The 6342-nt window shown below is 38.4% G+C and carries 4 protein-coding genes and 1 pseudogene; 2 read left to right on the plus strand and 3 right to left on the minus strand.

The window, feature by feature from the left end:
- The first annotated feature begins 269 nt into the window (after window positions 1–269).
- Window positions 270–740, plus strand: coding sequence for an SsrA-binding protein SmpB (gene smpB / locus FJR38_RS00410; protein WP_168534811.1), 471 nt, complete (start codon window positions 270–272; stop codon window positions 738–740).
- Between the two features lie 70 nt (window positions 741–810).
- Here the strand turns inward: smpB and FJR38_RS00415 are convergent, their stop codons facing one another.
- On the minus strand, window positions 811–2619 hold the full coding sequence (locus tag FJR38_RS00415; protein ID WP_168534813.1) for a proline--tRNA ligase: 1809 nt from the start codon (window positions 2617–2619) through the stop codon (window positions 811–813).
- Window positions 2620–2861: 242 nt separating this feature from the next.
- On the opposite strand from FJR38_RS00415, the gene FJR38_RS00420 reads away from it, so the two are divergent.
- Window positions 2862–4256, plus strand: coding sequence for a 1-acyl-sn-glycerol-3-phosphate acyltransferase (locus FJR38_RS00420; protein ID WP_168534815.1), 1395 nt, complete (start codon window positions 2862–2864; stop codon window positions 4254–4256).
- A gap of 520 nt (window positions 4257–4776) precedes the next feature.
- Here FJR38_RS00420 and FJR38_RS27620 read toward each other — a convergent pair.
- Window positions 4777–5659: pseudogene (locus tag FJR38_RS27620) on the minus strand (formylglycine-generating enzyme family protein); the annotation flags it as partial.
- A 396-nt stretch (window positions 5660–6055) separates the two neighbouring features.
- Window positions 6056–6342: transposase (locus tag FJR38_RS00430; RefSeq protein ID WP_168534817.1), on the minus strand; the 287-nt coding region annotated here is incomplete at its 5' end.

Below are 6342 nucleotides of genomic sequence, written 5' to 3' on the forward strand. Positions count from 1 at the left end.
TAATCCTATGTTTCATACTATGACAGGATTACCTACTAAATAACGAGATGAGCAATGATTTATAAAGAAAATCTTAAATCTTTAGAAAATGTTAACAAAACTTTACATAATTTGCAGTCAAAGCTCAGTAGTAGCCAGTCATAATTTTTACTAATCACTAATTACCGATTACTAATCGCCTGTTCCCCCTCCCTTTGAATTACAATTAATGAAAAAGCTAGTCTAAATAAATTTTTAGGCATTTTATATTAAAACTAAGAAGATTTTCAATGAGTGATAAACAGAGTGAAGGTTACAAAGTTATTTGTGATAATAGACAAGCCCGGTTTTTGTATGAAATCATAGAAACCTATGAAGTTGGAATTCAGTTGACAGGAACTGAGGTGAAATCAATTCGTGCAGGTAAAGCCAATCTCCAAGATGGTTATGCCTTGCTTCGTGACGGTGAAGCATGGTTAATCAACGTGCATATTTCGCCTTATACCTCCAGTGGTGCGTATTTTAATCATGAACCAAGACGAACACGCAAGTTATTACTCCACAAACAAGAACTCCGGAAACTCATTGGTAGGGTACAACAAGAGGGTTTAACTCTAGTCCCATTGAAAATGTATCTCAAACGGGGTTGGGTGAAAATAGTTATTGCCCTTGGTAAAGGTAAAAAGTTACACGACAAACGAGAAAGTCTCAAACGTCGTGATGATCAACGAGATATGCAAAGGGCAATGAAGAGATATTAGCTTAAACAGTAGAAGCCTCTCACATACTTGATCAGGGTAGGTCTATTACCTACCCCAAAATAGTTTAATTTTACCCTTCTATTGCTTCTTTAATCCACTGTTGTAATGTATTAACAACTTCCTCAATCGGGATTTCTTGAGATTCCTTATTTGCGCGTTTGACTACTTCGACTTTACCATTTGTAATCGCTCTGCCGGTGACAATTCTCAAGGGAATCCCGATTAAATCTGCATCTTTAAATTTAACACCAGCGCGTTCATCTCTGTCATCTAACAAAGTTTCTACACCTGCTTGATTGAGTTCCGTGTAAAGTTTTTCGGCAACGGCGATTTGTTGGGCATCTTTAATGTTAGGAATTGTAATAATGGTGTGATATGGTGCGATCGCTACTGGCCAAATTATCCCATCTTTATCATAGGATTGTTCAACGGCTGATTGTGCTAATCGAGACACACCCACACCGTAACAACCCATAACTAAAGGCTTTTCTTCCCCTTGTTCGTTGGTATAAGTTGCACCCATGGCTTCGGAGTATTTTGTACCAAGTTGGAAGATGTGACCGGCTTCAATACCTCTAGCTGTTTGTAGGGTTTGGTTTGGATCATGGAGAGAGCGATCGCCTAATTTGGCTTTACGAATATCTACGGTTAATGCAGGTAGCTTAAATTGCTCACCCCAATTTGCCCCAACTACGTGAAAACCGCTTTCATTTGCACCAGTGACAAAGTTCTTTAACTCCACAGCAGTTTTATCCACCAACCGCACAAACTGAGAATTTACCTGTTTACTTCCCGCAATATAATCATCACTAATATCCGGTGCGATATAACCTAAAGGTAAAGATTTAGCCTGCCATGTTTCTTGAGCTTCGGCATTTGGTACAGTTAAAGTTAGAATTGTTTTAGCACCAAATTGAGGAGCTAATTTAGTTAATTCATTTTGTAATTTAACTTCATTAATTTCCTGATCTCCGCGAATATTGATTAACACCAAAACCGTTAAACCGTTATCATATACAAGTTGATATAAAACGTTTTTAACAATTTGACTAGGATCACATTTCAAGAAATTACAAAGTTTTTCAATTGTATCATTTCCCGGAGTTTCTCGTTTTTCGTAAGTTGTAAAAGGTGAAGTTTCCGAATCAGCAGGAAGAGAAACCGCCTTTTCTACGTTTGCTGCATATTTACCATCTTCAGTATAGAGAACTTCATCTTCTCCCGCATCTGCTAACACCATAAACTCTGTCGAACCAGAACCACCAATAGCCCCAGAATCAGCTTCCACAGCCCGAAAAGCTAAACCAGAACGCCGTAACATATTACTGTAAGCAGTGTACATTTCCTGGTAAGTTTTTTTCAAACTTTCTTCATCAGTATGAAAAGAATAACCATCCTTCATGATAAATTCTCGTCCGCGCATTAAACCAAAACGGGGACGAATTTCATCACGAAATTTAGTTTGTAGTTGATATAAATGTACAGGTAATTGACGATATGAACGAATCATATCACGGGCAACAGTTGTAATTACTTCTTCGTGAGTTGGTCCTAGTCCTAATTGTTGTTCCCTTCTATCCACCAAGGAAAACATAATCCCCTCAGCTTTAGTGTATGTATCCCAGCGTCCCGACTCTTTCCATAATTCAGAAGGTTGTAACTGTGGTAATAAACATTCTTGTGCGCCGGTAGCGTTCATTTCTTCCCGCACAATTTGGGAAACTTTTTGCAAAACCCGCCACATTAGGGGAAGATAAGCATAAATCCCACTACCGATGCGACGGATATAACCTGCACGGAGTAACAATTTATGGCTAGGGATTTCCGCATCAGCAGGATCATCCCGCAGTGTAACAAATAACATTTGTGATAATCGCATTGTTTTTTACCTTTACTTACTAACTTTTCAAATCAGTTACGTCTAAAATATTTCCATGCAATCAAACAGGTTTGGTATTAAAGACTTACAAATTAGACCATAATCTAAATTAATTTATTTCTGCCTTTGCGTCTTTGCTCCTTTGCCTCTTTGCGCGAAACATTCATAAAAATCAGGTTTATTTACCTAAAAATCGCTGTAAGTTCCGACTATTAACCATTTAACTTGAGGAGATAACTACTTTGTCAGAATTAATGTATCAAGCACAACCACCTTTAGAATTTATTCCGCCGGCTTTTAATCCTTTGTTGTTAAAATTGGTATATATTTTGCTACCAACTTGGATACGTTGGCAAACACCCATTAGCAACATTGAAGCAGACAACGTTGAAGTTTTGGCGGATTGTTATCAGCGGTTTCAGGATGGTAAAATCCGGTTTATGTTGGCGTTTCGTCATCCTCAAACAGCAGACCCTCTTTGTTTAACTTATTTACTCTCCCAAATCTTGCCTAAAGTAGCACGAGTTGGGGGTACACAGCTACAATATCCGCTTCATACCCATTTTATCTATGATCGGGGCATTCCTCTCTGGGCTGGTTCTCATGTGGGTTGGGTAATTTCCCATTTGGGGGGAACTCCCATTCAACGCGGTAAAGCTGATTGGACTGGGTTGCGTTCAGCGCGGGATTTGTATATCAATGGTCAGTTTCCCATGGCGGCTGCCCCAGAAGGTGCTACAAATGGTTTATCAGAGATTATCAGTCCTTTAGAACCCGGTATCGCACAGATGGGTTTTTGGTGTGCGGAAGATTTACAAAAAGCGGGAAGAGATGAAGAAGTTTTAATTTTACCAATTGGCATTAAATATAGTTATGTCAATGAACCTTGGGATAATATAGCAAATTTATTAACTGAATTAGAAGTAGCTAGTGGTTTGTCTGCAAATCAAGAGAAAACTGAGGCTAGTTTTGCTGCGCTTTATCCTCGGTTATTAGGTTTAGCAGAACATTTATTAGGGGTAATGGAGCAGTTTTACACTAAATTTTATCATCAAACTTTGCCTGATCAAAAAATTACCAATGGGGAAATTACAGATAGAAATGAGGCTTTAGCTTATCGGTTACAAGCTGTTATGAATATTGCGTTATTTATTGCTGAACAATATTTTGATTTACCATCTAGGGGAAGTTGGACTGATAGATGTAGAAGGGTAGAACAATCCGGTTGGAACTATATTTTTCGAGAAGATTTTAAGGATATTAAATCATTATCACCTATTGAGAAAAGTTTGGGAGATAGAATTGCTGAAGAAGCATATTTTCGGATGTGGCACATGAGGTTAGTTGAGAGTTTTGTTGCTGTTTCTGGTATTTATATTCGGGAAAAACCAACTGTGGAAAGATTTGCTGAAACAACTTTACTTTTATGGGATATGGTTAATAAAATTAAGGGTAATAGTCCTGCACAGCGTCCACAATTGGGTAAGCAACAGGTGAAGATGACGGTGGGTGAACCGATATCTATTTCTGAGCGTTATTCGGGTTATAAAAGTAGTCGGGTTGCTGCTAGACAAGCGGTATCTGAGTTGACGAATGATTTACAGCAGGTTTTGGAGGGTTTGGTGGATAAGGGATGATAAATAATTAAAAACCAGGGCTATTGCATTCTCAAAGAGAGGATAAAAAAACAATCATTAAACAACATCCTGATGACTTACGCAATAACTCTCTCAAACTCTTATTTCGACCTGTCCTCTGCGTCCTCTGCGGTATGTCTTCGACTCCCGTAAGGGATACGTTTCTTCATGATTTTGCGTAAGTCCTGATCCTGAAAATTATCTCGACTCTGCGGTAGTTGAGCGGAGTCGAAACTCGATAACCACCTGATTCAGACAATTAGACATCTCCAAAATCCCCATAAACAATCATCCAACAACATCCTGTAAATCCTTAAATCCTGGATATCCTGATTCAGACAATTTTAACCCTTGACAAAATTATCAACTTCAATTATGCTGATGTTATAAGTGGAAAACTATGCGCCCATATATAAAGTTAATATTTATAGTATCCTGCTCAGAAAAAAAATTCCGCCTAGCGGCGGTGCAAAGGGAAAAGAAAAAAGAGCAGAGCGCAAAAGCGCAAGAGGGCAAAGGGCTAAAGAGTCCTCGCCGCACAAAGACAGACAACGCGAAAACCGATAACGTTGTTCCTGTTATCGCGATAGTTGTTGACGCGGTAGGCAGAACGGGAGTAGTCAGGAATCTTGCATCCACGAACCACCGCGCAGCACTTTATATGCACCTCGATTAATCAAAGCAGTACCGTTTATAGGCGCATTTATATAATTTTCTTGCCAATCATCTTCGCACCATTCCCACACATTTCCGTGCATATCATACAAACCAAAAGCATTAGGGGGAAAAGTTCCTACATCTGTGGTTTGTTTTCGATATTGCCCTTTTGGTGCAGCAGCGTAGGCATAGTTACCATCATAGTTTACCAAATCGGGGGTAATACTTTCACCAAAATAAAAAGGTGTGGTTGTTCCCGCCCTACAAGCATACTCCCATTGTGCCTCACTGGGCAATTTATAGTTTTTACCTGTGTTTTGGCTTAACTTTTGACAAAATTTAACTGTATCATTCCAACTCACTTGTTCAACAGGACGATGGTTGGTGAGCGGAGTCGAACCATTACCTTTGAATTTAGCAGGATTACTCCCAATAATAGCTTGATATTATGCTTGAGTCAAAAGATATTTACCCATAAAGAAGCTGGGAACAGTAACTTGATGTTGGGGACTTTCACTACCTCTTCTTCCCGCTTCATTTTCCGGTGAACCCATGTAAAATGTTCCTGCGGGTATTTCCACCATTTCCAGTTTCACCCTATTTCCCAAATCTTCCACAAAGTAATTTGCTGAGTGGTTGCGTCGGTTGATAATACTTCCTTTATTATTAGTTGTGACAACTTCAAAATTGAAAGTTTTGAGATGATTATTTTGTAATTGAATCTGTTTTTGATCTGCCTGTTGAATACCTAAAAACCTAAACCATTCTGTAATAGACTGAGGACGGTTTCGATAATCTAATTCCATTCCTTTGAGAATAGCATCATTTACCTTTTGACTAATTTGAGAATTGTATTGTTGCGGTGGTTCAATCGCCATTTTCATATCTAGCATAATCTTAGCATTCAGATAAGGACTAGGCAGAGGAATAAAAGGAGGTTCATGAACGGCGATAATGACATATAATGTCGCAGCTAAAGCATAAATATCTAGGGCTTGCTGAAAAAGTCGTATTGAAGCCAGACCAAGAATCAATTAACAATGCTTGTAAGTGAAAACATAATTCATTGTATGAAGTAATTTGAGTAAATATAATATTTTCTAATCATCCAAATCTAAAAATAGGAAAAACATAGTATTTCCTCAAATAGATACAAAAAAAGTCATAATAATCCGCCGCAGTAATGCGGAAAGATTCATGACTAAAAAAGTTATGGCAATGGCTGTTTCTGAAGTATTAGAAAGTTTAGTCATCATTCGATCAAGACTATATCTTCTTTTGCCTTCTCCAAATTTACCTTCAATACAATTACGATCTCTCTCGTCTAATTGTGCCTGCTTTTTGGTTTCTTTGCTGACATTTGTTGGTGGTCTTCCCAGTGGTGGTCCACTAATTCTAATCCCTCTGTCTTTGCACCATTTTCTATTAT

Source organism: Anabaena sp. UHCC 0253 (assembly GCF_009712085.1).
Taxonomy (GTDB): domain Bacteria; phylum Cyanobacteriota; class Cyanobacteriia; order Cyanobacteriales; family Nostocaceae; genus Dolichospermum.